At 74.8% G+C, this 23,994-nt stretch carries 24 protein-coding genes; 9 read left to right on the top strand and 15 right to left on the bottom strand.

The window, feature by feature from the left end:
* Position 1: 1 nt before the first annotated feature.
* A complete protein-coding gene (locus tag ACI78T_RS00410; RefSeq protein ID WP_116450773.1) occupies positions 2-262 on the top strand; it encodes an HPr family phosphocarrier protein in 261 nt (86 codons plus the stop codon).
* 55 nt (positions 263-317) lie between these two features.
* Here the strand turns inward: ACI78T_RS00410 and ACI78T_RS00405 are convergent, their stop codons facing one another.
* The 6 genes from ACI78T_RS00405 to pdhA all read right to left on the bottom strand — a co-directional run bounded on the left by ACI78T_RS00405 (position 318) and on the right by pdhA (position 5,987).
* A complete protein-coding gene (locus tag ACI78T_RS00405) occupies positions 318-779 on the bottom strand; it encodes an SRPBCC family protein (RefSeq protein ID WP_456556117.1) in 462 nt (153 codons plus the stop codon).
* Between the two features lie 81 nt (positions 780-860).
* The gene (locus tag ACI78T_RS00400) at positions 861-2,024 is read right to left on the bottom strand and encodes an AGE family epimerase/isomerase (protein ID WP_456556116.1); all 1,164 of its coding nucleotides are present in this window, start codon (positions 2,022-2,024) and stop codon (positions 861-863) included.
* Positions 2,021-2,383 carry a hypothetical protein gene (locus ACI78T_RS00395; protein WP_456556115.1) on the bottom strand — a complete coding sequence of 121 codons (363 nt, stop codon included), beginning with the start codon at positions 2,381-2,383 and terminating at the stop codon, positions 2,021-2,023. Before ACI78T_RS00395 ends, ACI78T_RS00400 begins: the two co-directional genes overlap by 4 nt.
* A 24-nt stretch (positions 2,384-2,407) precedes the next feature.
* Positions 2,408-3,874 carry a dihydrolipoamide acetyltransferase family protein gene (locus ACI78T_RS00390; protein WP_456556114.1) on the bottom strand — a complete coding sequence of 489 codons (1,467 nt, stop codon included), beginning with the start codon at positions 3,872-3,874 and terminating at the stop codon, positions 2,408-2,410.
* A gap of 2 nt (positions 3,875-3,876) precedes the next feature.
* Positions 3,877-4,854: an alpha-ketoacid dehydrogenase subunit beta gene (locus ACI78T_RS00385; RefSeq protein ID WP_456556113.1), complete on the bottom strand. Its 978-nt coding sequence runs from the start codon at positions 4,852-4,854 to the stop codon at positions 3,877-3,879.
* Positions 4,851-5,987, bottom strand: coding sequence for a pyruvate dehydrogenase (acetyl-transferring) E1 component subunit alpha (pdhA, locus tag ACI78T_RS00380; RefSeq protein ID WP_456556112.1), 1,137 nt, complete (start codon positions 5,985-5,987; stop codon positions 4,851-4,853). Before pdhA ends, ACI78T_RS00385 begins: the two co-directional genes overlap by 4 nt.
* Positions 5,988-6,201: 214 nt before the next feature.
* Here pdhA and ACI78T_RS00375 point away from each other — a divergent pair, with 214 nt between their 5' ends.
* Positions 6,202-6,672, top strand: a complete 471-nt coding sequence (locus ACI78T_RS00375; RefSeq protein ID WP_456556111.1) for an Lrp/AsnC family transcriptional regulator — start codon at positions 6,202-6,204, stop codon at positions 6,670-6,672.
* Between the two features lie 11 nt (positions 6,673-6,683).
* On the opposite strand, the gene ACI78T_RS00370 is transcribed toward ACI78T_RS00375, so the two are convergent.
* Positions 6,684-6,935 (bottom strand): DUF3253 domain-containing protein, encoded by a 252-nt coding sequence (locus tag ACI78T_RS00370; protein WP_456556110.1) that lies wholly within the window; start codon positions 6,933-6,935, stop codon positions 6,684-6,686.
* An 81-nt stretch (positions 6,936-7,016) separates the two neighbouring features.
* On the opposite strand from ACI78T_RS00370, the gene ACI78T_RS00365 reads away from it, so the two are divergent.
* From ACI78T_RS00365 to ACI78T_RS00355, 3 genes are read left to right on the top strand one after another with little or no spacing between them, the layout of a single operon-like run.
* Positions 7,017-7,529 carry a hypothetical protein gene (locus ACI78T_RS00365; protein WP_456556109.1) on the top strand — a complete coding sequence of 171 codons (513 nt, stop codon included), beginning with the start codon at positions 7,017-7,019 and terminating at the stop codon, positions 7,527-7,529.
* Between the two features lie 9 nt (positions 7,530-7,538).
* Positions 7,539-8,606, top strand: coding sequence for a hypothetical protein (locus ACI78T_RS00360; RefSeq protein ID WP_456556108.1), 1,068 nt, complete (start codon positions 7,539-7,541; stop codon positions 8,604-8,606).
* 39 nt (positions 8,607-8,645) lie between these two features.
* The gene (locus ACI78T_RS00355; RefSeq protein ID WP_456556107.1) at positions 8,646-9,164 is read left to right on the top strand and encodes a hypothetical protein; all 519 of its coding nucleotides are present in this window, start codon (positions 8,646-8,648) and stop codon (positions 9,162-9,164) included.
* A 70-nt stretch (positions 9,165-9,234) separates the two neighbouring features.
* On the opposite strand, the gene ACI78T_RS00350 is transcribed toward ACI78T_RS00355, so the two are convergent.
* From ACI78T_RS00350 to ACI78T_RS00340, 3 genes are read right to left on the bottom strand one after another with little or no spacing between them, the layout of a single operon-like run.
* Entirely contained in the window at positions 9,235-10,554 is a 1,320-nt protein-coding gene (locus ACI78T_RS00350; RefSeq protein ID WP_456556106.1) for a serine hydrolase domain-containing protein, read from the bottom strand.
* Positions 10,555-10,592: 38 nt separating this feature from the next.
* Entirely contained in the window at positions 10,593-10,916 is a 324-nt protein-coding gene (locus tag ACI78T_RS00345; protein WP_456556105.1) for a DUF3817 domain-containing protein, read from the bottom strand.
* A gap of 22 nt (positions 10,917-10,938) precedes the next feature.
* Positions 10,939-11,505 (bottom strand): hypothetical protein, encoded by a 567-nt coding sequence (locus ACI78T_RS00340; RefSeq protein ID WP_456556104.1) that lies wholly within the window; start codon positions 11,503-11,505, stop codon positions 10,939-10,941.
* 26 nt (positions 11,506-11,531) lie between these two features.
* Here ACI78T_RS00340 and ACI78T_RS00335 point away from each other — a divergent pair, with 26 nt between their 5' ends.
* Positions 11,532-12,071, top strand: coding sequence for a hypothetical protein (locus tag ACI78T_RS00335; RefSeq protein ID WP_456556103.1), 540 nt, complete (start codon positions 11,532-11,534; stop codon positions 12,069-12,071).
* Here ACI78T_RS00335 and ACI78T_RS00330 read toward each other — a convergent pair whose 3' ends face one another.
* A complete protein-coding gene (locus ACI78T_RS00330; protein WP_456556102.1) occupies positions 12,072-13,142 on the bottom strand; it encodes a C40 family peptidase in 1,071 nt (356 codons plus the stop codon).
* A 322-nt stretch (positions 13,143-13,464) separates the two neighbouring features.
* Between ACI78T_RS00330 and ACI78T_RS00325 the strand changes: the two genes are divergently transcribed.
* From ACI78T_RS00325 to ACI78T_RS00315, 3 genes are all read left to right on the top strand, one after another.
* Positions 13,465-13,650: a hypothetical protein gene (locus ACI78T_RS00325; protein ID WP_456556101.1), complete on the top strand. Its 186-nt coding sequence runs from the start codon at positions 13,465-13,467 to the stop codon at positions 13,648-13,650.
* Positions 13,651-13,669: 19 nt separating this feature from the next.
* Entirely contained in the window at positions 13,670-15,232 is a 1,563-nt protein-coding gene (locus tag ACI78T_RS00320) for a phytoene desaturase family protein (protein WP_456556100.1), read from the top strand.
* A gap of 131 nt (positions 15,233-15,363) precedes the next feature.
* On the top strand, positions 15,364-16,071 hold the full coding sequence (locus tag ACI78T_RS00315; RefSeq protein WP_456556099.1) for a YhjD/YihY/BrkB family envelope integrity protein: 708 nt from the start codon (positions 15,364-15,366) through the stop codon (positions 16,069-16,071).
* Here ACI78T_RS00315 and ACI78T_RS00310 read toward each other — a convergent pair.
* From ACI78T_RS00310 to ACI78T_RS00295, 4 genes are all read right to left on the bottom strand, one after another.
* A complete protein-coding gene (locus tag ACI78T_RS00310) occupies positions 16,057-18,411 on the bottom strand; it encodes a transglycosylase domain-containing protein (RefSeq protein ID WP_456556098.1) in 2,355 nt (784 codons plus the stop codon). The two genes, ACI78T_RS00315 and ACI78T_RS00310, sit on opposite strands and share 15 nt — an antisense overlap.
* 118 nt (positions 18,412-18,529) lie before the next feature.
* On the bottom strand, positions 18,530-20,566 hold the full coding sequence (locus tag ACI78T_RS00305) for a HelD family protein (protein WP_456556097.1): 2,037 nt from the start codon (positions 20,564-20,566) through the stop codon (positions 18,530-18,532).
* 78 nt (positions 20,567-20,644) lie between these two features.
* Positions 20,645-21,310, bottom strand: coding sequence for an acVLRF1 family peptidyl-tRNA hydrolase (locus ACI78T_RS00300; RefSeq protein WP_456556096.1), 666 nt, complete (start codon positions 21,308-21,310; stop codon positions 20,645-20,647).
* Positions 21,311-21,340: 30 nt separating this feature from the next.
* Complete coding sequence (locus ACI78T_RS00295) at positions 21,341-23,887, bottom strand: right-handed parallel beta-helix repeat-containing protein (RefSeq protein WP_456556095.1); 2,547 nt, start codon at positions 23,885-23,887, stop codon at positions 21,341-21,343.
* Positions 23,888-23,994 lie beyond the last annotated feature (107 nt).

Here is a 23,994-nt window from a genome sequence, read left to right as displayed (position 1 = left end):
GATGCCCAGTCAGACCGTCACCGTCGGCTCGCGGGTGGGCCTGCACGCCCGCCCGGCCGCCCTGATCGCCGAAGCAGTCGGCAAGGCCGGGGTGCCCGTCACCCTGGCCACCCCGGGTGGCAACCCGGTCGACGCCGGCTCCCCGCTCATGATCATGACCCTCGGCGCCAAGCAGGGCACCGAGGTCGTCGTGAGCAGCGACGACCAGGCCGTGCTCGACCGGATCGCCGGCATGGTGGCCCAGGACCTCGACGCCGAGTAGCGAAGACACCGCTGCCCCCCACCTCCGGCCGGAGGTGGGGGGCAGCGGTCCGTGCTCAGCTGGGGCGCTCGACGTCCCCGCGCCAGGCACCGGTCTCGGTGCCGCGGCTCTCGATGAACTCCTTGAACTTCTTCGCGTCCGCCTTGACCTGGCGGTCGTCGAAGCCCAGGGCGGCGCCGGCCTTCTCGACCAGCCCCTGCGGCTCCCAGTCGATCTGGATCATCACCCGGGTCTTGGCGTCGTCCAGCCGGTGGAAGGTGACCACACCGGCGTGCTTGGCCTCACCGCTGGTGCTGGTCCAGGCCACGCGCTCCTCGGGGTGCTGCTCGGTGATCTCCGCGTCGAACTCGCGCTTCACGCCGTCGATGTTGGTGACCCAGTGGGTGTGGGTGTCGTCGAGCTGGGTGATCCGCTCCACCCCGCCCATGAACTGGGGGAACGACTCGAACTGCGTCCACTGGTCGTAGGCGACCCGGATCGGGACGTCGACGTCGACGGACTCCTGCACGCTGGCCACTGCTGCGCTCCTCTTCTCGGACGTTTTCGGTCGTGCACCGCCTACCCGGGGCATCCGGCCGCGACACGTCGGAGGTCCAGGTCAGCGGAGCGCAGCCGCGATGCTTCCCCGGATCGGGTGACCGTCGAGCAGCAGCATCTGGGCCAGGTGGTAGGCATCGGGCTGCCCCGCCCAGGTGCCCGAGGCCACCTCGCCGGACGGTGTCAGCTCGTGGTGCCAGCTGCCCGTGGCCGGGTCGGCGAAGCGCTCCTCGCCGTGCGCCCGCCAGCGGTCGGCGAGCTCGCGGTAGGACCGCTCCCCCGTGACCGCCGCCAGCGCGGACGCCGCCGCGACCGCCTCGCACAGCACCCAGTGCATGCGGGCACCGACCACCGGCCGGTCGTCCCAGTCGAGCGTGTAGGGGAAGCCGTCCTGCCCGTCGGCGGCCCACCCGCGCGAGGCCGCGGCCGCGAAGAGGGCGACCGCGTCGGGCAGCAGCCAGCCCGGGGGGTCGGGCGTGACGGCACGCACGTGCAGGGCGAGCCGGGCCCACTCGAACTGGTGCCCTATGGTCACCCCGTACGGCCGGAACGGGTCGGCCGGCCGGTCGCGGTTGTACTCGGGCAGCGGCTCCCAGTCGGCCGTGAAGTGCTCCGGCAGCCGCCAGTCGCGCTCGCGCGCCCAGCCGTGCACCACCCGCTCGACCGCCCGCAGCGCCTGGCCGCGCAAGCGCGCGGCCGTGGCGGGGTCGTCGACGGCGTCGGCAGCCGCGAGCACCGCCTCCACGCCGTGCATGTTGGCGTTGACGCCGCGGTAGTCGTCCAGGCGCGTCCACGCGCGGTCCCACTCCTCCACCGCGAGGCCCGCGTCCTCGTCCCAGAACCGGCTCTGCCAGACGTCGAGGGCGTCGTCGAGCAGGGCACGGCCGCCCGGCACGCCCGCCGTCGCCGCGGTCGCGCCGGCGAGGACCACGAAGGCGTGCACGTAGGCGGCCTTGCCGTCGTCCCCGGTGCTGGACCGCCAGCCGCCGTGCTCGAGGTCGCGCAGCGGGCCCTCGGTCAGCGCGGTGACGCCGTGCTGGGACAGCTCGCTCGCCCCGGGACGCCCGAGCAGGGCGGCCAGCCCGAACACGTGCGTCATCCGGGCGACGATCCACGTCTCGACCGGCCGATCGGGGAGCACCCGGCCGTCGGCACCGAGGTAGCCGAATCCGTCGGCCACCCAGGAGCGGGCGGCGAAGTCGAGCAACCGGTCGAGGTCGGTCACCGCGCCCGCCCGGCGGCCGCGATCCCGAGGGCGAGCCGGACGGTCGCCACCATGATGACCACCAGGCCGACCAGCTCGACGAACCCGGCGCCGATGTTCGGCCCGTCGGCGGTCAGCAGGTCGAGCAGCACCAGGACGGCGAGCGCGCCGAGCACGACCACGCCCAGCCGGCGGACGTCCGCCGTCGAGGACAGCAGCAGCACGCCGGCGACCAGGGCGCAGCCGTAGCCGGCGAACTGGACCAGCGCCGGGGCGATCCCCTGCTCCGCCGCCGCCCGGCCGCCGCTCACGACGATGGCCACGCCGGTGCAGAGCACGAACAGCAGGAGGAGGACGAGGGACGTCCGGCGCCGGTCCATGGGCACACCCTTCCGAGGGGGCGCCTAGAACGCCAGCGCCGTCCCCGGATCGTGCAGGAGCGCGCCGATGTCGGCCAGGAAGCGGGAGCCGAGCTCGCCGTCGACGATCCGGTGGTCGAACGACAGCGCCAGCTGCGTCACCTGCCGGGGCACGACCTTGCCCTTGTGCACCCACGGCATCTCGCGAACCGCGCCGAAGGCCAGGATCGCCGACTCCCCCGGGTTGAGGATCGGCGTCCCGGTGTCGACGCCGAACACCCCGACGTTGGTGATCGTGATGGTCCCGCCGGACATGTCCGCCGGTGAGGTCCGGCCCTCGCGCGCGGTGGCGGTGAGCTCGGCCAGCGCGCCGGCCAGCTCGGCCAGCGGCAGCCGCCCGGCGTCCTTGATGTTCGGGACCACGAGACCGCGCGGCGTGGCCGCGGCGATGCCCAGGTTCACGTAGTCCTTGACCACGATCTCCTGCGCCGCCTCGTCCCAGGAGCTGTTCACCATGGGGTGCCGCCGCACCGCCAGCAGCAGCGCCTTGGCCACGAAGAGCAGCGGGCTGACCTTCACCCCAGCCAGCTCCGGACGGGCCGCGAGCCGGGCACGCAGCTTCATCATCCGGGTCACGTCGACGGTGAGGAACTCGGTGACGTGCGGCGCGGTGAACGCGCTGGCCACCATCGCCGCCGCGGTGTGCTTGCGGACGCCCTTGATCGGGATCCGCTGCTCGCCCCCGGCCGCGGGGACGGCCGTCTCCGGTCGGATGGGGGTGACGCGTGCGGAGGCAGCGGCGTCGACGTCGGCCCGGGTGATGATCCCGCCCGCGCCGGAGCCGGAGATCGTGGTCAGGTCGACGCCGAGGTCCTTGGCGTACTTGCGGACCGGCGGCTTGGCCAGGGGGCGCAGACGGCCCCGCCCGGGCGCAGCACCACCGGACGAGGCGGCGTCGCCGCGCAGCGCGTGCGCCTCGGCCTGCCGGCCCACCTCGAGCCCGCCGTGGCGGACCGGCTTCGCGCCCGCGTCGGGGGCGGTGGCGAGCAGCGGCGGGCGGTCGGTGCCCGAGCCGTAGTCGGCCTCGGGCAGGACGACGGGCGCCGTCGCCCGGGCGGCGACGGACTCGCCGCCACGCCGTGGCCGGCGGCGGGCCTCGGTGTTCCGCGGGCCGTAGCCGACCAGGACGGCGGTGCGCCCGCCGGGGGCCGAGCCGCCGATCAGCCCGGCGGCGGGCTCCTCGACGGCGGGAGCCGGCGCGTCGGCGTCCCCGCCGACGTCGATCGTGATGATCGGCGTCCCGACGTCGACCATCGTGCCGGCGTCGAAGAGCAGCTCGGTGACGGTGCCCGCGAACGGCGAGGGCAGCTCGACCGCGGCCTTCGCCGTCTCCACCTCGCACAGCGGCTGGTTGACCGTGACCGTGTCGCCCACGGCGACGAGCCACTGCAGGATCTCGCCCTCGGTCAGGCCCTCGCCGACGTCGGGCAGCTTGAACTGCCGGGTCGCCATGCTCAGAACCCCATCGAGCGGTCGACGGCGTCGAGCACCCGGTCCAGGTCGGGCAGGTACTCCTCCTCGAGCTTCGACGGCGGGTACGGGGTGTCGTAGCCACCCACCCGCAGCACCGGCGCCTCCAGCGAGTGGAAGCACGTCTCGGTGACCCGGGCGGCGATCTCCGCGCCCAGCCCGAGCGTCGCCGGCGCCTCGTGGACGACGACGCACCGGCCCGTGCGGCGGACGGACTCGAAGACCGGGTCGAGGTCCAGCGGCGAGACGGTGCGCAGGTCGATCACCTCGAGGGACCGGCCCTCCTCCTGCGCGGCCTCGGCGGCCTGCAGGGCGGTCTTCACCATCGGGCCGTAGGCGAGCACGGTGACGTCGTCGCCGCCGCGCACGACGCGGGAGCGGAAGAGCGGCTCCGGGGTGGCGTCGGTGTCGACCTCCGCCTTCTCCCAGTACCGGCGCTTGGGCTCGAGGAAGACGATCGGGTCGGGGTGGGCGATCGCCTGCTGGATGCCCCAGTACGCGTCGACCGGGTTGCTGACGGCGACCACCTTGAGGCCCGCGGTGTGCGCGAAGTAGGCCTCGGGGCTCTCGCTGTGGTGCTCGACCGCGCCGATGCCGCCGCCCATGGGGATGCGGATGACGATCGGCATCGCCACCTTGCCCTTCGAGCGGGCGTGGATCTTGGCGACCTGGGTGACGATCTGGTTGTAGGCCGGGAAGACGAAGCCGTCGAACTGGATCTCGCAGACCGGCCGGTAGCCGCGCATGGCGAGGCCGACGGCGGTGCCGAGGATGCCGGCCTCCGCCAGCGGGGTGTCGACGACGCGGTCCTCGCCGAAGTCCTTCTGCAGGCCGTCGGTGATCCGGAAGACGCCGCCGAGACGCCCGATGTCCTCGCCCATGAGGACGACCTTGGCGTCGTCCTCCATCGCCTTGCGCAGGCCGAGGTTGAGCGCCTTGCCGATCGTGAGGGTCTCGGTCACTTCTCCCCCTCGAAGCTCGCGTGGTACGCCTCGAACTCCGCCTGCTGGGCCGCCAGCGGGGGCGTCTGCTCGGCGTACACGTGCTCGAACATCGAGCTCGGCGCGGGATCGGGCATGTCCACCGTGCCGCTGCGGATGCGCGCGGCGAGCTCGTCGCCCTCGGCCTCGACCGAGTCGAAGAACGCGGCGTCGGCGATGCCGGTCCGCGACAGGTGCGCCTTGAGCCGGGCGATCGGGTCGCGCAGCTTCCACTCCTCCAGCTCGCTGGCCAGGCGGTAGCGGGTCGGGTCGTCGGAGGTGGTGTGTGCGCCCATCCGGTAGGTGAACGCCTCGATGAAGGTGGGGCCCTGGCCCTCGCGGGCGGCCTGCAGGGCGGCGCGGGTGACGGCCAGGACGGCGAGGACGTCGTTGCCGTCGACCCGGACCCCGGGGAACCCGAAGCCGGCCGCCCGCTGGAACAGCGGGATCCGCGTCTGCCGCTCGAGCGGGACGCTGATCGCGTACTGGTTGTTCTGGCAGAAGAAGACCACCGGCGCGGAGAAGCTCGCGGCGAAGACCATCGCCTCGTTGACCTCGCCCTGGCTGGTCGCGCCGTCACCCAGGAACGCCAGGACGGCGTTCTCCGCACCGTCGCGCTGGACGCCCATGGCGTAACCGGTCGCGTGCAGGCACTGGGCGCCGATGACGATCGTGTACAGGTTGAAGCCCCGCTCCGCCGGGTCCCAGCCGCCGTTGTCGACGCCGCGGAACAGGCTCATGACGTGCAGCGGGTCGACCCCGCGCGCCCAGGCCACGCCGTGCTCGCGGTAGGTCGGGAACGCCATGTCCCCGTCGCGCATCGCCCGGCCGGCCCCCACCTGCGCCGCCTCCTGCCCGAGCAGCGAGGCCCAGATGCCCAGCTCGCCCTGGCGCTGCAGCGCGGTGGCCTCGACGTCCCAGCGGCGGACGAGCACGAGGTCGCGGTAGAGGGCGCGCAGCTCGTCGTCGGAGACGTCGAGCGCGTAGTCCGGGTGCTCGACCCGCTCGCCCTCGGGGGTGAGCAGCTGGATCAGGTCCGGCTGCTGCGGGAGGTGCGGGGCCGACGCCCCGGGGACGGGGTCGACCACCTCGGTGGCGTGGTCCAGCGCGGTCATCGAGCTCTCCTGCCGTCTCTCGCGGCTGCCGGGGTCACCGGCCGTCCGCGGGGGTGGACGTCTCGTGGCGCCGGGGTGTGGCGCCACTCACACATGGTGGCACGACGACCCGGTGCGAGGACAACACCACTCCGGCAACGATCTGCGCAAGATCCCTCGGACGGATTGCGCAGAAGAACATTGCTAGGACGTCCTCGCATGTCAGACTGAGCAGATGGCCGACGTGGACGCCACCGACGCGCGGCTGCTGCTCGCGCTGGGCGAGGACCCGCGGGCCAGCGTGATGGCGCTGTCGCAGCGGCTCGGGCTCGCGCGCAACACCGTGCAGGCGCGGCTGGCCCGGCTGGAGTCGAACGGGGTGCTCGCCCCCCTCGACCGGCGGGTGCGGCCCGAGGCGCTGGGCTACCGGCTCAGCGCCTACGTGACCGTCCAGGTGGTGCAGCGGAGCCTGGCCGACGTCAGCGGGGCCCTCGCGGAGATCCCCGAGGTCGTCGAGGTGACCGGCCTGTCCGGGGTGGCCGACCTCCTGGTCGAGGTGGTCGCCCGCGACGCGGACGACCTGTGGCGGATCACCGAGCAGGTCCTGGCGATCCCCGGCGTCCAGCGCACCGACACCGCCCTGGCGCTGCGGCGGTTCGTGGAGCACCGCGTGAACCCCCTGCTGGAGCGCGCGGCGGAGTCCTGACGGTCGGCGGTTCAGCGAGGCCGGCGCACCCGGACCGGCCCGCGGGCGGTCCCGGCGTCGACCACCGCGCCGGCCTGGGTCACCTCGACCTCGCCGGCCGCCGCGAGCCGGCCCGCGGCGGCGCGGGCCTCCGGCATCAGCTCCCGCCAGCCGTCCGGATCGACCGCACGTGCGGCCTCCGACGGGCAGATGGAGGCGTCGGGACGGCGCTGGTCCAGCAGCTCCCCGATGCTGCGCTCCAGCCGCGCGCCGACGTCGTCCACGCCGCCAGCCTGCGCGGCCGCGGGGGCACCTGCCAGCGGAAGGGCCTGGTCACCCGCGCCCCGGCACGGGATGCTCCGGTCGTGGACGCGCGCCGGGGGGAGCGGATCGGGATCCTGGCCGCGCTGACCGCGGCCACCGCCGATCCCGCCCGGCTGGTCGGGCTGCTGGCCGGCGCCGAGGACGACGACCGGGCGGTCACCCTGCTGCGGGAGGCGTTCGGGCTGGACGAGGTGCAGGCGACGGCGGTCCTCGACGGCCAGTTCCGGATGCTCGTCGCCGTACGGCGCGAACGCCTGGCCCAGGAGCTGGACCTCCTCCGCGCCGAGTGGGGGCCGCCGGTGCCGGCCACCCTCGCCTTCGCCGGCCGGCGCTCCGCCGTCCTCACCGTCGACGGCCAGGAGCACCGCGTGACCGGGGGCGGCCCGCAGACCGTGCTGTCCCGGGCCACCGACCTCCTCACCGAGGAGATCGCGGTCCCGCTCCGCCGACCGGTCGACGTCGCCGTCTCCGGCCTGGACGGCGGGCCCGTCAGGTTCACCGTCGACCCGGGGCGCACGGCGTCGTACGAGTACCCGGACGACGTGCGCGGGTAGGGCGGCTGCGTGCCCGACCCCGACCGCGACCTCCTCCAGGAACTGCTGCACGCCTACGGGCCCGGCGGCCAGGAGGACGAGGTCCGCGAGATCTGCTGCCGGGAGCTGCGCCCGCTCGTGGACGAGCTCGACGTCGACGCGGCGGGCAACGTCGTCGGGCTGGTCCGCGGATCGGGGGACGCCGCGGCGCCCGTCGTCCGCGTCATGGCGCACATGGACGAGCTGTCGATGATCGTGAAGCGGGTTCTGCCGGGCGGGATGCTCGAGCTCTCCCAGCTCGGCACGATGTACCCGGCCAACTTCGGGCTCGGCGCGCTCACCGTGCTCGGGGACGAGGAGGAGTTGACCGGCGTCCTGCTGCTCGGTTCGGAGCACACGACACCGGAGACCCCGCAGGTGTGGCAGACCAAGCCCGACGGCGGCGACCGGGCGATGACGTGGAGCGACGTCAGGGTCTTCACCGGCCGGTCGGGCGACGAGCTGGAGGCGGCCGGCGTGCATGCCGGGACCCGCGTGTGCGTGCACCGCAGCCGGCGGTCGCTGGTCGAGTTCGGCGACTACCTCGGGTCCTACTTCCTCGACGACCGCGCCGCGCTCACGGCACTGGTCGCCGCGGCCCGGCTGCTGCGGCAGGACGACCGCCGCCCGCCGGCGGACGTCTACCTCGTGTGCACCACCGGCGAGGAGATGGGCGGCATCGGCGCGGCCTACGCCAGCCGGACGCTGCCCGGCGAGATCACGCTGGCGCTGGACGTCGGCCCCGCGGAGCCGGAGTACGACGTCCCGGCCGACTCCGGCCCGGTGATCGCCTACGCCGACGACGCGGTCGTCTACGACAAGGCCCTGGCCGACCGGCTCATGGCGGTCGGCCGGGAGATCGGGGTGGAGCCGCGCGCCGCCGTGTGGGAGTCCTTCGACTCCGACGCCTCGCAGTCGAAGAGCAGCGGCCAGAGCGCCCGGGCCGCGCTGATCTCCCTGCCCACGCTCAGCACCCACGGGTTCGAGGTGCAGCACACCGGCACGGTCGAGCGCTGCGCCCGGCTGCTCGCCGAGTTCCTGGTGCGTCCGCTCGGGTGATCCGGTGTGCTCCCGCGTCCCGGGGGTAGGCAGCGCGGCATGGCGAAGAGGACGGCGCTCGGCACGGTCGGCAAGGGCAAGCGCGGGATCAGCACCGCGGGGTGGCTGCTGCGTGGGGCCGCGGCCGGAGCGGCGGGCAGCACCGCGCTGAACGCCGTCACCTACCTCGACATGGCGGTCCGCGGCCGCCCGACCAGCTCGACGCCCGAGGACACGGTGGAGAAGCTGGCGGCGACCGCGCACGTGGCCATCCCCGGGGACGGCGAGACCCGGGAGAACCGCAAGCAGGGGCTCGGCCCGCTCATCGGACTCGTCGCCGGGATCGGCGTCGGGGTGCTCGGCGGTGCGGCCCGCGCCTCGGGCTACCTGTCGGCCAAGCCGGTCGGCATCACGCTGACCACCCTCGGCGTGCTGCTGGCGGCGAACGGGCCGATGACCGTCCTGGGCGTCACCGACCCGCGGAAGTGGTCGGCCACCGACTGGGTCAGCGACATCGTGCCGCACCTGGCGTACGGCATCGTCGTCAAGAACACGATGGACGCCTTCGACCGCCCCTGACCCCGCGAGATCTGCACACTGGGGGTCATCAGCGCCTGATCGCCCCGAGTGTGCAGATCTCGTACGGGCGTCAGCGCCAGCCGCGCTCGTCCACGCCGCCCGGCACCGGCGCCTCGGGGTCGTAGGGCGTCCGGGTGAACACGAACGTGCCCAGGTCGAGGTGGTCGTCGGCGATCCGCAGGGTCTCCCCGGCGAAGTAGCCGTCGAGCCCGACCCAGGTGCCGTCCTCCCGGGCGGTGAAGCGGCTCGCCCGCCCGGTGCGGCCGGGCAGCGGCCCCAGGTGCAGCGAACCGCCGGTGGCGCGCAGCACGTACGGGGCCGGGCCCCAGAACCAGACGCCGAGCAGGTCGAGGGCGACGGGGGACGGCGCCGGCCGCCACGGGTCGACGATCCGCGGCTCGCCCGCCCGCAGGTCGGCGAGCAGCCCCGGGACGACGTTGTCGAGACCGGACGTCGTGTTCGCCAGCGACACGGCGCCGGTCTGCTCCTCGCGGTCGACGAAGACGCCGGCGAGGAACCCCGGCATGGAGCCGCCGTGCCCGACCAGCGTCCGCCCGTCGACCCGAAGCACCTGCACGCCGAGCCCGTAGGCCGACCAGCCCGGCGCCGAGGAGTCGACGCCGGCGGGCACGGTCATCTCCTCGAGGGTGGCGGCGTCCAGGACGTCGCCCGTGTCGCCCAATAGGAAGGCGGCGAACCGGGCGAGGTCCTCCAGCGTCGCCCAGAGCTGCCCGGCGGCGGCCATGACGCCCGCGTGGTGCTCCGGCTCGGGGAGGACGACGTCGGCCCACGGGTGCACGGCGGTGCCCGCCGCCGCCGGCCCCTGGGGACGCGGGGTGGTCCGCGCCATTCCGAGCGGCGCGAGCACCTCGGCGGCCACGGCGTCCTCCCAGGACGTGCCGCGCATCCGGGCGACCAGCTCGCCGAGGAGGCCGAACCCGAGGTTCGAGTAGTGGAAGCGGCGGGCCGCCCCGAGGACGACGTCGTCCGCCCCCAGCCCGAGCTCCTCGAGGGAACCGCCGGGCGTGCGCTCCCACCAGCCGCCCGGGCTCTCGGCCGAGGCCCCGGCGAGGTGCGAGAGGAGCTGCCCGATCGTGCGGTCGCCGACCGGCGTGCCGGGGAGGTGCCGCTCCAGCGGGTCGTCGAGGCCGAGACGCCCCTCGTCCCGCAGCCGCATGACCACGACCGCGGTGACGGTCTTGCTGATGGAGCCCAGGCGGTACTGGACGTCGGTGTGCGGCTCCGGTGCGTCCCCGCGCCCGGCCGACCAGACCAGGCCACCGTCCCGGACGACGCCGGCGACCAGGCTCGGCACCCGGCCCTCGCGCTGGGCGCGGGCGGTGCGCGCCAGGAGGAGGCGGGCGGTGGTCGGCAGGACGGGCTCGGGCATGACGGCGACCGTAGCGAGCCGCTCCTGCGGGCCGCAGGTCAGGCGGCGACGGCCTCCGACCGGGGGAGCCGCCCGGCGGCGGTCGCCCGGCGCTCGAACCACACGGTGGCCAGCGGCGGGACCGACGCCACCAGCGCCAGCAGCGTCGTCCCGATCGACCACTTCAGCGCGCGGGCGGTCACCAGGGCGACGACCACGTAGGCGACGAAGACCCCACCGTGGATCGGGCCGAAGATCTTCACGCCGAGCTCCGTCGTCTCCGGCACGTACTTGACGTACATGCCGATCAGCAGGCCGATCCAGGAGAGGGCCTCGGCGACGGCGACGACGCGGAACGCGGTGGCGGCGGTGCGGGGGTTCACGCCTGCGATCCTCCCCGAGCGGTCAGCCGAGGTAGGAGCGCCCGCGGGGTGAGATTTCATACCCCACCGGCAGGCTGCGGGTCAGCCCGAGCTCCTTGAGCTTCCGGACGTCGCGCTTGAAGGGCAGCGTCTCCCGCCCGAGGGACGCCGCCAGGTCGGGCGCGCGGACGGCGGGGTGCTCGGCGATCAGCCGCAGGACCGCGCGCGTCCAGGGCGTCCCGCGGGCGGCGTCCATCCGGTCGAGCCGCCCGTCGATCGCCTGCCGGTCCTCGGCCGACACCTCCGCCTGCTCGCGCAGTGCCACCCGCGGATCGGCGCCGGCCAGGCTGACCCGCATCCGGTAGACGTGCTCGCCGTCCCGGCGGTCCAGCAGCTTCCGGAGGGCGGCCAGCGAGGCGACTCCCGAACGGCGGGCGTCCTCCTCGGAGAGCGACTCGACGTCCACCTCGTCGACCGACTCCACGAGGACGACGCCGGCGGACGTCCGCTGCGTGCTGCCCGGCCGCATCCGGGGCCGGTCCCAGCGGCGGAACGCGAGCGTGACGGACCCGTCCGCTATCCCCGCGGCGGTGCCCGGGCTGATCAGCACCCCGCGATCCTGGCAGGGTCGGACCCGTGCGGGGACTGGCGCGGCGGGAGTTCTGCCTGGTCCTGCTCCGGCGCATGGCCGACCTGCGGCCCGACCTGGTCGCCGAGGCGCTCCCCCGGCTGGGCGCCACCCGCGCGGAGGCGCACGCCGCGCACACGCGGTGGCAGGCGCTCCAGCACTCGCCTCGCGCCCCGCGCGGGCTCGCCCTGCGCTCGGCGGTGCTCGGCCCCCCGGAGGAAGTGGAGGACCGCCGCTTCGGCGACCTCGACGTCCAGGTGCGGCGCTGGCCGCTGCCGTTGTGGCCGCACCTCTGCTGGGAGGTGCTCACCGGCCCGGGCGGCTCGGTGCTGAACGAGCACCTGGTGCGCATGCCGGGCTCGCCGGTCCCGCCCGCGTCACCGACCGGGCTCCTGGTCTGGGAGCACGTCCTCGACGACGTCGTAGGGCTCCCGGGTGCCCGCAGCGTCGACCCCGGCGTGGTCTCGCGCTGGGAGGTGCACCTGGCCGGCGGCGTGCGCGCCGCCTTCGTGTGGGGCCTGCTCCAGCGCGTGGAGGGCCCCGGCTGATCAGGCGGCGATGCGACGGGCGCCGCTGAAGCCGCTCATCAGCGGGGCGACCTTGACGACGTCGCCCGACGTCGGCGCGTGCACCATCTGCCCGTTGCCGATGTAGATGCCCACGTGGCTCACCGGGCTGTAGAAGAAGACCAGGTCACCGGGCTGGAGCTGGTCCCGGGAGACCGGCTGCCCCATCCGGGACTGGGCGAGGCTCGAGTGCGGCAGGTTGATGCCGGCGGCGCGGAAGGCGTACGAGGTCAGCCCCGAGCAGTCGTAGCTGTTCGGCCCACCGGCGGCCCAGACGTAGGGCTTGCCGCGCTGCGCCATGGCGGTGTCGATCGCGATCTGGGCGGCGTCGCTGTCGGCGACCACCGGCGCGGCGGCGGGCACCTCCTCGCGGTCGTCCGAGCGGCTGGCCCGCTCCTCGTGCGAGCTGGAGACGACGGTCTGCTGCTCCTGGGCGCTGAGCGCGGCGAACGCCGCGCGGTACCCGTCGACCTCGGCCTGGAGGGCGGCCTGCTGCGCCGCGACCTGGTCGTACTTCGCCTGGGCGTCCGCGGCCGCCTGCTGGGCGGTGGCCTGCGCCTGGGCGGCGGCGACGTTGGCCGCGGCAGCGGTCTCGAGGATCTCCGCCTGGTGGCCGGCGACGAGCTGGAGGGTCGAGACCCGGTCCACGAAGGCGTCGGCGGAGTCGCTGGTCAGGAGGGCCTGGACGGGCCCGAGGCCCTCGCCGGTGTAGGCGCTGCGGGCGAGGCCGCGGACCTGCTGCTGCGCGGCGGCCAGCTGGGCGGTGGCCTGCTCCATCGTCGCGACGGCGGCCTTCGCGGCCTCCTGCTGCGCCTCGAGGGCGACCCGCGCCTCGTTGAACTGCTCGGTGATCACTTCGAGCTCGTGGCCGCGGGCGGCGACCAGCTGCGCCGCCTCGGCGGACGTGGCCGGCGCGGCCTGGGCCGGCACGGTCGCGAACAGCGAGCCGACGACGGCCAGCAGGGCGAGGGTGCCGCGGCGGGCGAGCGCCGGGCGGGTGCGCCGGGAACGGGGGGCGGTGCGGGGGAGCGCACGGCCGAGGGGGGTCGCCATGATGCGGCGGCTCTCCGTTTCTTCGGTTCTGCCACGGTTCCGCCGCCGGTCCTCGGACCTCGCGCGGGCCTGCGCGGCCCGGTTGCGACGGTGTCCGGAGGCGGTCACTGACTGCCCCGGCGGACACACAGACCGTAAGGGCCGTGACCGGCTCGTGACAATGACAAAGATGTTTTTTGTTTGGTGTTCCACTTCACCGGGCAGGTGGGACGGTCGGGCTCGATCCCAGTGGTCCCAGCAGTCCCACGCCTCACCGGCACGCGATCGCATCCTGCCGGCCCGGTTCCGTTTCGACGCCCCGCCGGGGGTCAGTACGGGGGGCATGGATCTGAAGAAGCCGCTCGTGCTGCTCGCCCTCGTCGGGTCGCTCGTCGCGTGCGGCGACAACACCAACCTCGATCGCGGCGAGACCAACTGCGACTCGACCGGCCAGGAGGCCTCGAACGAGCACGACGCCAGCTGCGAGGAGAGCGGGACCCCGGACCCGGACGGCAACCTCGACGACTGACCGGCGGTACGGTCCGCCGGTGACGCGCAGCAGGTACGACGTCGTGGTCGTCGGTGGAGGGCACAACGGCCTGGTCGCCGCCGCCTACCTCGCCCGGGCGGGCCGGTCGGTGCTCGTGCTCGAGCGCCTGCCGCAGGTCGGCGGCGCCGCGGTCAGCCGCCAGGTGTTCGACGGGGTCGACGTCCGGCTGTCGGCCTACTCCTACCTGGTCAGCCTCCTGCCCGACCGCATCGTCGAGGATCTGGGGCTCGACGTCCGGCTGGCCGACCGGGCCGTGGCCTCGTACACGGCCGCCGCCCGCGACGGCCGGTCCACCGGATTGCTCGTGGAGCGGGACGAGGGGCCGGCCACGGCGGGGTCGTTCCAGCGCCTGACCGGATCCGACCGCGAGTTCGCCGGGTGGCAGCGCTTCTACGGCCGGCTGGCGACCCTCGCGGAGGACCTGGCCCCCACCCTGACCGAGCCGCTGCTGTCGCCCGACGAGCTGGCCGGCCGGCTGCGCGACCCCGAGCTGTGGCACGACCTCCGCGAGCGGCCGCTGGCCGACGTGGTCGCCGACCACCTGTCCGACGACGTCGTCCGCGGGGTGGCCCTGACCGACGGGCTGATCGGGACCTTCGCCGACGTGCACGCCGACGACGGGCTGGCCGGGCGCTGCTTCCTGTACCACCTCATCGGCAACGGGACCGGCCGCTGGCGGGTGCCGGTGGGCGGGATGGGTGCCGTCAGCGGGGCCATCGCCGCGGCCGCCCGCCGCTCCGGCGCCGAGATCGTCACGCGGGCCACCGTCACGGCGCTGGACCCCTCGCCGGGCGGGGTCTCGGTCCACTGGACCGACGACGACGGCACCGACCTGACGACCGAGGCCGGCCACGTCGTGAGCGGGGCCGCGCCGGCCGTGCTCGCCGAGCTGACGGGCGCCGACGCCGGTCCGCGGCCGTCGGGCTCCCAGCTCAAGGTCAACATGGTGCTGGCCCGGCTCCCCCGGCTGCGCGCCGGGACCGACCCCGCGACGGCCTTCGCCGGGACCTTCCACGTGGACGAGTCGGCCCAGCAGATCGACGCCGCCTACGCGCAGGCCGCGGCCGGCCGGCTGCCGGAGGTCATCCCGTTCGAGGTGTACTGCCACTCGCTCAGCGATCCGTCCGTCCTGGGCCCGGTCGAGCGGGCGACGGGCGTGCAGACCCTGACGCTGTTCGGCCTGCACACCCCGGCCGAGCTCTTCCGCGAGGACCCGGTCGGAACGCGCCGGGAGGCCGTCCGCCGGGTGGTCGCCCAGCTCGACGCCCACCTCGAGGAGCCGCTGCTCGACTGCCTGGCGCGCGACGTGCACGGCGAGCCGTGCCTGCAGGCAGCCTCGCCGCTGGACGTGGAGGAGTCCCTCGCCATGCCCGGCGGGCACATCTTCCACGGCGACCTCGCCTGGCCCGTCGCCGCGACGCCGGACGAGGTGGGCACCTGGGGCGCGGCCACCGCGCACCCGCGGATCGTGGCGGCCTCCTCGGGCGGCACCGTCCGGGGGGGCGCGGTCAGCGGGCTCGGGGGCTACGCGGCCGCGCGCCACCTGCTGGACCCGCGCTGACCTCCCGCGCCGGACGTCTTCGCGCGGGGGCTGCCGGGGTCCTGTCGGGTGTCCGGCGCCGGCTCGTCGGCCGCGACCTGGCCCTGATCGCGGCGGGGCTGACGTTCTACGCGGGCATCGCCGTCGTCCCGGTGCTGGTCCTGGCGTTCGGGCTGACCGCCTGGCTGACCTCCGCGGAGCGCGTCACCGAGCTGGGCGCCCGGCTGGCCGACCTGCTCCCCTCCGCGGTCGGGGCCCCGGACGCCGTCGAGGAACTGGTCGCCGCGGGGGTGGGCATGTCCCTCCTCGACGGGCTGCTGGCCCTGGTGCCCATGTCGTTCTACGGCGAGGGCCTCCGCCGCGCCCTCCTGCGGTTCGGCGGACGGCGGGAGGGGCTCACCGGCTGGAGGGGTCGGCTGGCCGCCCTGCCCGTCGTCCTGGTGACCCCGCTGCTGCTGTACCCGCTCCTGCTCACCGTGCCGGTGATGGCCGACCTCGCCGAGACCGGGGGTGCCGGCGCGACGGTCGGCCGGGTCGCGATCGGCTTCTACGGAGTCATGGCCGCCCTGGCCGTGCCGCTCGCCTGGGGTTTCCGGGTCGTCGCCGGTGCGCCGATCCGGTGGCCGGCGCTGGTCGCCGGGGCGCTCTTCACCGCGGCCTGCCTGTCCGGGTTCCTGCAGGGGTTCGTGCTGTTCCTGGCCCTGCCGCTGGACCTCGGGGCGCCGTTCGGCGGCCTCGACGTCGTCGGCGGGGTGGTGGCGCTGGGCCTGTGGCTCTTCCTGCTGCACCTCGTCGTCATCGCGGGCTGGCTCGCGACGCAGGCGCTCGACGAGCTGCCCCGCCGATCAGCGGCCGGGTAGCGGGAGGCCGCCCGGGAGGTCCTCGATCGGCACGCCCTCGAGCGGTGGGGTCGTGGGCGGTGGCTCGACAGGTGGGGGCTCGACCGGCGGCGGTGGCGGCGGCGCCGTCTCGGGCGCGGGCTCGACGTAGCCCGAGCCGTTGCTCACCAGGATCGTCACGACCTGACCCGGGACGGCGCGGCCCCCACGCCCAGGGCTGGTGCCGACGAGCTCGCCGTCCCGCTTGTCGCTGTTCACCCGCACGGTCGTGCTCTGGAACCCGGCCGCGGCCAGCGCGCGGGCGCACTGGAAGGGGTCGGTGCACCCGGGCACCGGCTTGGTGTTCCCGTTCGCCACGGTCTGGTCGGCCGGCGGGAACGTGCCGCTGCCCCGCGCCTGGAGGATGGGAGCCATGGCGTCGTGCCAGACCGTGGCGCCCTTGCCACCGCCGAAGCCACCGACGTTCTGGTTCCGCTTCGGGTTGAAGACCATGACGCTCGCGGTGATCTCCGGCGTGTAGCCGACGAAGGTCACCGACACGTTGCCCTGCGCCGTTCCCGTCTTGCCGGCGATCTGGTGGCCGCGGACGTAGGCGGCCGGCGCCGTCTGGCCGGGGTTCCCCGGCTCGACGTCCTTGCGCAGCATCTGGTTGAGGGTGCTGGCCACCCCGGCCGGGATGGCATCGGGGGTGCAGTTGTCGGCCTTCACCACCGGGTCGCCGTCCTCGTCGGTGAGGGGCTCGCCGTCGCGGTCGAGGATCTGGGTCACGGGGAGGACGTCGCACTGCGTGCCGCCCGCCGCCAGGGTCGAGTAGGCGCTGGCCAGGCCCAGGGGGCTGGTCGCGTCCGGGCCCAGGGTGAACGAACCGCGGTTCTCCTCGATGATCTGGTCCGGCAGGCCGGCGGGGCCGAACTGGTAGAGCCCCATGTCCTCGGCGATGCGGACCGGCTCCTCCACGCTGCCGAGCGCGTCCTCCAGGGCGACGAAGTAGGTGTTCGACGACTGGTAGAGGGCCGTGGTGAGGTCCAGCGTGGGCCGGTAGGTGCCGGCGTTCTCCACCGTGTACGGCCCGCCCTCCTCCCGGTAGACGCGGGAGCGGTACGGGCTGGGCGCGGTGAGCGTGTACTGGTTCGAGAACCCGCGGGCGAGCGCGGCCGCCGCCACGAACACCTTGTACGTCGACCCGGCCCCTCGGCTGGGCGCCACGTTGAGGTTGTAGGACTCCTGCGTCGGGTCGTTGACGTCGTAGCCGAAGATCCGGTTCACGCTGAGCGCCAGCAGGTGGCCGGTGCCGGGCTCCACCGCGCTGAAGGTGGCGACCCGCTCGTCCTCCAGCGGCAGCGTGTTCAGCACCGCCGCGTCGCCGGAGCGCTGGAGCTCGGGGTCCAGCGTGGTCTGGATGACGTAGCCGCCGGTCTCGAGCTCCAGCTGGCTGATGCCCAGGGTCTGGGTCACGTACTTCTGCACGAAGTCGCAGACGTACGGGCCGACGCTCGCCTCGACGCAGCCGCGGCGGGGAGCCGGCGCGGGCGCCAGGCCGAGGGGGGCGAGGGCGGCCTCGGCCTCCTGCTCCGGCGTGATGTACCCCTGCTCGGCCATCCGGTCCAGCACCTGGTTGCGGCGGATGGTGGCGCCCTCGGGGTTGACCAGCGGGTCGTCGTCCGACGGGCTCTGCACCAGCCCGGCCAGCAGAGCCGCCTGGGGCAGGGTCAGCGCGGAGGCGTCGACGCCGAAGTAGGCCCGCGCGGCCGGCTGCACGCCGTAGGCGTTCTGCCCGAAGTAGACGATGTTGAGGTAGCGGGTGAGCAGCTCGTCCTTGGAGTACCGGTCCTCCAGGTCGAGCGCCAGGCGCGCCTCGCGCAGCTTGCGGCCGACGCTCTGCTCGGTCGCCGCGTCCCGCGCGGTCGGGTCGTCGGTCGACTGCAGCAGCGTCTGCTTCACCAGCTGCTGGGTGAGCGTCGAGCCGCCCTCCATCACCTCGCCGGCCGCGATGTTCCGCACGAGCGCGCGCAGGGTGCCCTGGACGTCGAGGCCACCGTGCTCGAAGAACCGGGCGTCCTCGATCGCGACCATCGCGTCCTTCATGACCTGCGCGATCTGGTCGCCGGCCACGGGGGCGCGGTTCTCCCGGTAGAACGAGGTGATCAGCTCGCCGTTCGCGGCCAGGACGGTCGTGTTGCCGGCCGGCGGCAGGTCGGTCAGCTCCTCCGGCGGATCGCCCAGCAGGCTGGTCGACTGCTGGGCCGCGAGCGCCGGTCCCCCGATCCACGGCATGAGCAGCCCGGCCAGGAGCGCCCCGGCGAGGACGACGCTGAGGGTCAGGACGCAGAGCGTGACGAACGTCCCCCTGCGCTTCTCCATGACCCTCCTCCCTCGGATGCGGGCATCACCCCAACAGAGAACGTCCGGTCCCACAATCCCCCGCGCCGTCCGTAGCCAGCCCGTGACGGAACGCGACGGGCGGCTGGGAAGGTCGAGGTCAGAGGGTTGCGTGGGCCGCGAGGGGTGCCGGGAGGTCGTCCCGGTGCAGGACGACGAGGGTGCTCACCGCCCGCGTGAGGACCACGTAGAGGCGGTGCATCCCCCGCGGCTCGGCTGCCACGATCGCCGCCGGGTCGACCACCACGACGGCGTCGAACTCCAGCCCCTTGGCCAGCGTCGCCGGGACGACGGCGATCCGCGCCGCCTCCTCGCCGTCGTCGGTCAGGACCGCCGCCGGCAGGCGCGCGGCGGTGAGGACGGCGGCGACCTCGGTCACCGCGGCGTCGGCGCAGACGACCCCGATGGAGCCCGGGACACCGCCCAGCTCCCCCACCACGTCCGCGAGCGGACCCGCCAGCGCGCTGACGGGCCGGACCCGCAGGGACCCCGGGTCGCTGCGGACCGCGGTCGCCGCCGGGAGACCGGGCGCGATGAGCGGCAGCAGCCGGTTGGCGAACTCCAGCACCTCGCCGGGCACCCGGTAGCCGCGGGTGAGCGGGCGCACGACGGTGCCCGGACGCCCCAGCCCGGCCAGGGTCTCCTGCCAGTCCGACGGCGACCAGGGGCTCGTCGCCTGCGCCAGGTCACCGAGCACGGTGAGCGACCCGGCGGCCAGCCGGCGGGCCACCGCGCGGCACTGCATGGGCGAGAGGTCCTGCGCCTCGTCCACCACCACGTGCCCGTAGCCCGGGGTCCGCTCGAGGAGACCGGCGACCTCGTCGGCGAGGACCGCGTCGGCCGCGCTCCAGGGTGCGCTGCGCACCGACCGGGGCGGGACCGGCCACCGCAGCAGCGCCTGGTCGTCGTCGTCGAGCAAGCCGCGGGCGGCCCGGGCCAACCGGTCGGCGTCGCTCCACAGCTCGCAGAGCAGCCCGGCCGCCTCGCGTGCGGGCCAGACCTCGTCGCAGAAGGCGCGGACCTCGGCGCTGCGGGCCGCTCGGCGGGTCTCGGCGTCGCTCGGGCTGCCGCCGGCCTCCTCCTTCTGCCGCCGCGCGTCCTCGGCGAGCAGCATCATCAGGCGCTCGCGGCCGGCCGCGTAGTGCAGCAGCTGCTGGTCGTCGTCCGCCCGGGCCCGGCGGCGGAGGTCGTCGACGTAGCGCTTGAGCCGCTCGACCGGCACCCGGTACCGCCGCCCGGCGAGCGGGACCTGCACCGAGTCGGCCGGCTTGCGGATCTCGCCCCAGAGCGCGCGCCGCAGCAGCTCGGCCATGCGGACGTCGCCCTTGAGGACGGCGACCTCCGGCCGGTCGACCGCGCGCACGGGCACCCGGGCGGTGAGGTCGGCGACGGTGGTCTGCTCGACGTCGACCTCGCCGAGGGTCGGCAGCACCTGCTCGATGTAGCGCAGGAACGCCCGGTTGGGCCCCACGACGAGGACGCCGGTCCGCGCCAGCTGGCCGCCGTGCGTGTAGAGCAGGTAGGCGGCGCGGTGCAGGCCGACCGCCGTCTTGCCTGTGCCGGGGGCGCCCTGCACGCAGATCGACTCGGCGAGCGGGGCGCGGACGATGTCGTCCTGCTCGGGCTGGATCGTGGCGACGATGTCGCGCATCGGCCCGCTGCGGGGGCGCTCGATCTCCTGGCGGAGGAAGTCCCCCTTCTCCTGCCCGTCGGCCAGGACCTCGTCCTCGTAGCCGGTGAGCTCCCCGGCGGAGAACCCGAACCGGCGGCGCCGCTCCAGGCCCTGCCGGTCGGCGGCGGTGGCCTGGTAGAACGGCCGGCTCATCGGCGCCCGCCAGTCGATGACGACGGGGTCGCCGGCTGCGTCGCGGACGTGCCGGCGGCCGATGTGGAAGGTCTCCGTCGCGGAGTCGGTGCGACCGAAGAACGGCGGGACGCCGGGGTCGGCGGCCAGCGCGCGCAGCCGCTCGGCGCGGGCGGCGCCCAGCCGCTCCGAGGCCCAGGCGTCGACACCGGCGTCGACGACGGCTGAGGCGGCGGCCCGCATCTCGGTGAGGCACTCGGCCGCGCGCGCCAGGTGGGCGCGCTCGGCGGTCAGGACGGGATCGGCGGTCTCGGGTTCGGCGGGGTGAGACACGGTCGCAGGACGTTACGCCGCACGGCGCGCCCCGTCGACGTCGTTCCGGCGGCCGGGCGGCCGGGCGGCCGCGCCCGGCTACGGCCGGTCGCCGGGCTCGACGATGTGCACCCGGACGGCGCGGAACTGCTCGGGCGTCGCGACCAGCGCCGCCTTGGTCGGCTCCCCGACCTCCAGGGCCGGCTCCCGCCGCAGCGCCGCCAACGGTGCCAGGCGCGGGTCGGCGAGCACGTCGTCCACCAGCCCGCGGTCACCGCCGGTGAACAGGGCTTCCACCGACCCGGCGTGCGGGAGCAGGACCCGTACGGCGGTCTCCACCGCGTGCGACACGACCGCGTCGGTCTGGTGACCACGCCGCCGCGCGAACCGCTGCTGCGACCAGCCGCCGGCCGCGGTCCGGCCCTGGACCTGTCGGGCGTCGACCTTCGAGGCGGCCAGCTCCGTGCCGTCGAACACCCCGACCGCCCAGCGGCCTCGGCGGACCAGCAGCACCGCGGCGCGCCGCGGCTGCCGCGCGGCCGCGGTGAACGTGCCCAGCAGGGGCGGCTGCGGCGCCCAGCCGAACGGTGCGGTGAGGACGACGGTGGTCGTGTCGGCGCACGTGACGCGCAGGGACCCCCCGGCCGGCCGCACGTCGGCGAAGGCGCCGTGCCGCTGGGCCACGCCGTCGAGCCAGCGGCCCAGACGTTCGGGAGCCACGCCCAGCAGGCGCCCGCCGCCGGCGGCGGGGCGAGGTCGGGGCACCTGGCGAGCATGCCAGCAGGCGCCGCGTGATCAGCCCGTGCGCGCCCCCAGCCGCTCCTCGCCGGAGGCGAAGCCCATCCGTGAGGCGATCGCCGCCGGCACCGGCTGCGCGATCGCCACCGCCGAGCCGGCCACCGCCGGGGTGAGCCGGTGGCTGCCGTCGACGATCGGTGGACCGGTGTACTCGGCGCCGCTCGCCTCCTGCCCCGTGGCCGAGCGGAAGGCGGCGATGGTCTCGTACACCTTCGGGTCCCGGGTGCCGACCGGCCAGTGCACCATCAGCCGCGGGCTGCCCACCGCCGTGCGGTGGTAGGCGTTCCCGTTCGCCGTGATGCCCATGTCGGTGGCCTTCCGGAACAGCTCCGAGTCCTGGACGCACAGCAGGCAGTTGGACGCCACGCCGCCGCTGATGACGTTGTTCCGGATCGCCACCGGGCCGAGCAACCAGGTGACGGTCGGATCGGGCTGCGGTTGACGGGGGTCGTGGCCCGGTGTCGACGGGTTGCTCGCCAGCCTCCGGTCCTGCACGACCCACAGGGGGCGGCCCGCGTTCCCCACCACGGTGTTGTTCCAGATGTCCATGTTCGACGCGTTGTTGATCTTCAGGCCCGTCTGACCGTTGCCCGACACGACGTTGTCGGCGATCAGGCCCTTGCTGGAGATCTCGAAGGACAGCCCGTTCCCGCCGTTCCGGAGGATGTCGTTCCCCGTGGCGGTGACGTCGTAGACCGACTCGTCGAACCACAGCCCCGTACCGAGGTTGTCGGCGAAGACGCTGTCGGTGACCGTGATGTGCCGCGACCGGCCGATCTTGACGCCCCCGGCGACCGGCGCCATGTTGAAGTGCTCGGTGTTGTTGCCGGTGATCCGCACCGAGTCGAGCACGAGCCTGTCGGCGTAGGGCGCCTCGATCCCGAGCATCCCGTTCCGCTCGATCGTGACGTTGCGCAGGGTGTTGCGCACGCCCTCGTTCACGCCTCCCACGAGGACCGCCTGGGTCGCGTTCTCCCGGACGACCACGTTCTCGACGACGACGTCGGGCGCCGAGAGCCGGAGCGCGCCCTTCTCGGGCACGGGGGTCGCGTACCGGTGGATGCCGATGCCGCGCAGGACCGTCCCCGCACCGCGGATCGTCATGCCCACGCTCAGGTCACTGGCCCGGACGGCCCGGCCTGCCGGGTTCGTCCCGAGGTAGAGGCGATCGGCCGCGGTGTCCACGAAGAAGGTGCCGGGGACGACGGCGGCCCTGGAACCGACCTGCCGCTGCGCGACGCCGTCGATCCACACCTGGTCGGGGTAGGCGGCCATCGGGTACGCGGAGTTGACGAAGCCCCAGTTGGCGGCGGTGTTGTCCGGCGCGCCCTTGGTGTACGTCGGGCTGTGGTCGAACTGCGCCGTCCAGCCGTCCGACCGCCAGATCGCACCGTCGTTCGCCCAGCCGGTGACCGGGCGGCTGCCGTCGAGCCACACGGCCTCGCCCGGGTGGGCCTGGATCGTGAGCCTCTTGCCGGCGGGCACGGTCACGGTCTCGTGGTACGTGCCGCCCCGGAGGACGACGGTGGCGCCCGACGGGGCGGCGGCGATCGCGCGGCCGAGGGTGCGCCAGGGTGCGGCGGCGGTGCCCGCAGCGGCGTCGTTGCCCGACGGCGCGACGGAGTAGGCCCCCGTCGGCACCGGGTACCGCGCGGTGCCCACGGTGGCAGATCCGGCCGCCGCGGTCGCGCGCGCTGTCGGCGCCGGGCCCGGACCGGCCACCGGCGACTGGGGCGGGGGCGGCGGCGCTGCGGGCTCATCGGGCGCGGGTGGGACCACCGGAGCGGGTGGGACGGCCGGAGCAGGGTCACCCGGCGCGCCGGTGGTGACCGCGACGTCGTCCACCCGCAGGGTCAGGGGCACCGAGCCGCGGGACAGGTAGCTGTCGAGCCCGACACCCCCGGCCGCCTGCCACCCGGTCGTGCCGTCGACCGCGGACACCGTCCACGACGCGGGCTCGGCCGCCGAGGCCTGCCACACCTTGGCCCGCACCGTGCTCGGCGAGACACCGGAGACCTGCACGCGCACCCGCACGGGCTGGGAGCCGGCGACGGCCGGAACGGTCACCGGCTGGACGAGAACGGTCTCCGTCCAGCGGATGTCGTGCCGGGTGAGGGCGGTGGTCACGCCCCCGTCGGGCAGCCAGCGGACCTTCGCCTGGTACTGGCCGACACCGGGCACCTGGCGGCCCGCCACCGACACGAACAGCCCCGTCCCGGTCGGCAGCCGGCTCGGCGCCAGCGTCGTGACGATGTCGGTCGTCGTCCCGGAGACGGGGAGCCCGGCGCGCTGCGTGACACCGTCCGTCGTCATCGAGATGGTTCCGGCGCCGCCGGAGACGGCGAAGCGGGACGTGTCGCTGACGGTCCACCGCCCGCCGGTGTCGGCCGCCCCCCAGCCTCCGCTCACGGAGCGGGAGAAGGTGTCGGCGGCGGCCGGACCGGCGGCCTGGGCCGGCGCACCGATGGCGCCGAGCGGCGCCAGCGCGGCGACAGCGACCAGGACGACGGCTCGGCGCAAGCGGGACGGGACAGGTGCGGGCACGGGTGCAGGCGTGGCCATACGGCGAGGTCCAGACGTGGGAACGGCGATCCGCGGGGGGAAGCTGGGACCCTGTTGCGTCCGGACTGCTTCCGGACCGGGGCCAAGAC

It is taken from the genome of Blastococcus sp. SYSU D00922 (assembly GCF_054050495.1).
This window is presented reverse-complemented; position numbering and strand designations above follow the sequence as displayed.

Coding starts and splice junctions, on each gene's coding strand:
- ACI78T_RS00410 (WP_116450773.1), top strand. CDS start 2: ATGCCCAGTCAGACCGTCACCGTCGGCTCGCGGGTGGGCCTGCACGCC.
- ACI78T_RS00395 (WP_456556115.1), bottom strand. CDS start 2,383: ATGGACCGGCGCCGGACGTCCCTCGTCCTCCTCCTGCTGTTCGTGCTC.
- ACI78T_RS00390 (WP_456556114.1), bottom strand. CDS start 3,874: ATGGCGACCCGGCAGTTCAAGCTGCCCGACGTCGGCGAGGGCCTGACC.
- pdhA (WP_456556112.1), bottom strand. CDS start 5,987: ATGACCGCGCTGGACCACGCCACCGAGGTGGTCGACCCCGTCCCCGGG.
- ACI78T_RS00375 (WP_456556111.1), top strand. CDS start 6,202: ATGGCCGACGTGGACGCCACCGACGCGCGGCTGCTGCTCGCGCTGGGC.
- ACI78T_RS00355 (WP_456556107.1), top strand. CDS start 8,646: ATGGCGAAGAGGACGGCGCTCGGCACGGTCGGCAAGGGCAAGCGCGGG.
- ACI78T_RS00350 (WP_456556106.1), bottom strand. CDS start 10,554: ATGCCCGAGCCCGTCCTGCCGACCACCGCCCGCCTCCTCCTGGCGCGC.
- ACI78T_RS00330 (WP_456556102.1), bottom strand. CDS start 13,142: ATGGCGACCCCCCTCGGCCGTGCGCTCCCCCGCACCGCCCCCCGTTCC.
- ACI78T_RS00325 (WP_456556101.1), top strand. CDS start 13,465: ATGGATCTGAAGAAGCCGCTCGTGCTGCTCGCCCTCGTCGGGTCGCTC.
- ACI78T_RS00310 (WP_456556098.1), bottom strand. CDS start 18,411: ATGGAGAAGCGCAGGGGGACGTTCGTCACGCTCTGCGTCCTGACCCTC.